Source organism: uncultured Anaerovibrio sp. (genome assembly GCA_902786545.1).
In the GTDB taxonomy this organism is placed as follows: Bacteria; Bacillota; Negativicutes; order Selenomonadales; family Selenomonadaceae; genus Anaerovibrio.
This window is the reverse complement of the sequence record CADACU010000103.1, coordinates 1-2,031: the sequence shown is the minus strand read 5'-3', so window position 1 is coordinate 2,031 and position 2,031 is coordinate 1. Positions and strand designations below refer to the sequence as shown.

The window sequence follows — 2,031 nt, the reverse complement described above, 5'->3', positions numbered from 1 at the left end:
CAACAGATTATCCATAAAGTTCTCCTTGCCAAAGGCAGCAGAGAGCCATGCACAGAAGCGGTCTACAATATCGTCCTCGAAGTATTCATCATCACAAATCGGGATGATGGCATCCTCGTCCGGATGGTAGGTTTCATATTTTGACGGGTCAAATTCCCCTCCGGCACAGATAAGCCCTGGCTCATCAAGGGAGTAACGGCCAAACATGCAGCCCACGGCGTAGGAGATAAGGGACTTCACCACGTCCTCACGGGTCAGAACGTAGTTGTTGCCCTTCATGCTGTCGGGGATTTCCTCTTTGGTGTCGTAAATACGGGCTACGGTTACGTCTTTGTCGGCTACTTCTGCAGTCAGTTCATCAGATAAACCATAAATGTCGATAAAAACACGGTTGAGTTCTTCTTCGTTGGATTTTAACTTGACAAAATGGTCATTTGTATTCTTTTTATAGTTAGCATATGCTTTACTTAAAGATTTTTCTCCACAAAACAACGGAGACTTCTCAAATTCCCATGAGTTTTCAAAGGAATCCCAATCTTTATTTGAAATGCTGATATTTTCATTTACTAATATTTCTACAGCCTTAGAATAATTGTGGTCAAATAAAACTGGTATTGCTTGTACATCACGAATCTGTATTGTCATTACTTGTGTAATTATTTGCAAAAGGTATTCTGATACTATTGAGTTTAATAAACCGAGGATATAATATCTTGGTACATTATCATTCCAAAATAATACTAACCCTGTCATCTCAAAAAGCATATCATCCCTTTGAATTCGATAACTAGGTTTATAAGATGTGATTCTACTCCAAGTAAAACCTTCTTTGTACCATATATGCTCAGGGATAATACGTGCAACACGGTCTTTTCGATAATGATTTCTTGCAGATATTGACCAATCTATGACTTCTTTAATATTTCCATACCATTTTCGATATGCACCGCCACGAGCACATAAAACCCATTTATTTTCACCTATAAATTCTTTTTTTACTTCCCACCAACTTCTCATAAAACGGTCATTATTCCCTGTTTTATTCTGCCCATCTGAAATTGAATAATCTTTAATTGTTTTACTTGAAAACAACTCTCTTATATTATCCTGTATCCAATAAGCAACTGGTGTACCGGGAATTTTACTGAATTTCTCTGCATCTACTTGTGTAAACCTATTATCTGAAACAGGAAATTCCCTTGGATTTTCATTCACTATATCTTCGTATTTTATATGGTTGTAGTTTCCTTTATAGCCATGTATTCTACTATTTCTGAATACAGATACTGCTGTTCCAAAGGCTATTCCCATCACCATGTTTTCCATGTGCATTAGGCAAGCCACATCATAGTCATGTAAAGTTTTTACACGCATTTTCTCAAAACTAGATAAGAACATCCAACTTTGCATGGTCACCTATTACCACGCTCTATACAAACAGCAAAAAGGTCGGCTTTGCTATCAGGATAATGTTTAGCCACATAATTTGATAAATCTGCCCCCATATTACTACTGCCCATATAAGGCGGATTCGTGACCACTACATCATACTTCTGCCCCATAATCTGCGCCTGTTTCACCAGCCCCGGCAGTCTTTCGCCTACTTCATGCAGCCAAGCAGCCATGGACAGGTCAAGAACACTGTTTTCCTGCAATTCCTTGATATAGGTCAGCAGTGCTTCATAATCCTTGTCTGCTACATCAAGAATAGAGCCGTATTCCTTAGCATCTTGGAACTTCTCAATCAGTTCATCAGCCAACTGCACGAACTGGCTTTCCAGATTCAGCTGCTGAGCACCGCTCATATCCATATTCAGCTCCGACCACTTGGCGAGGCCGTTGCTTTCCTGAATGGCACAGAGGTTCGGCTCGATACGCTTCACCAGTATGCGGTGGTTGTAGTTCCATGCGCGCATCATCACGGCAAAATAGGCCAGCTGATAGGCTCTATCGTCAATATCGAGGCCATAGAGGTTATTTTTCAGGATAAGCTCGGGAATGTCCTTTTCCCGATAACCGGCATCCTTATAA

At 40.3% G+C, this 2,031-nt stretch carries 2 pseudogenes; both read right to left on the bottom strand.

Annotated features, from left to right (window positions below):
* Positions 1-1,410: pseudogene (locus QZV24_RS10505) on the bottom strand (hypothetical protein); the annotation flags it as partial.
* A 2-nt stretch (positions 1,411-1,412) separates the two neighbouring features.
* Positions 1,413-2,031, bottom strand: a pseudogene (locus tag QZV24_RS10500) (restriction endonuclease); the annotation flags it as partial.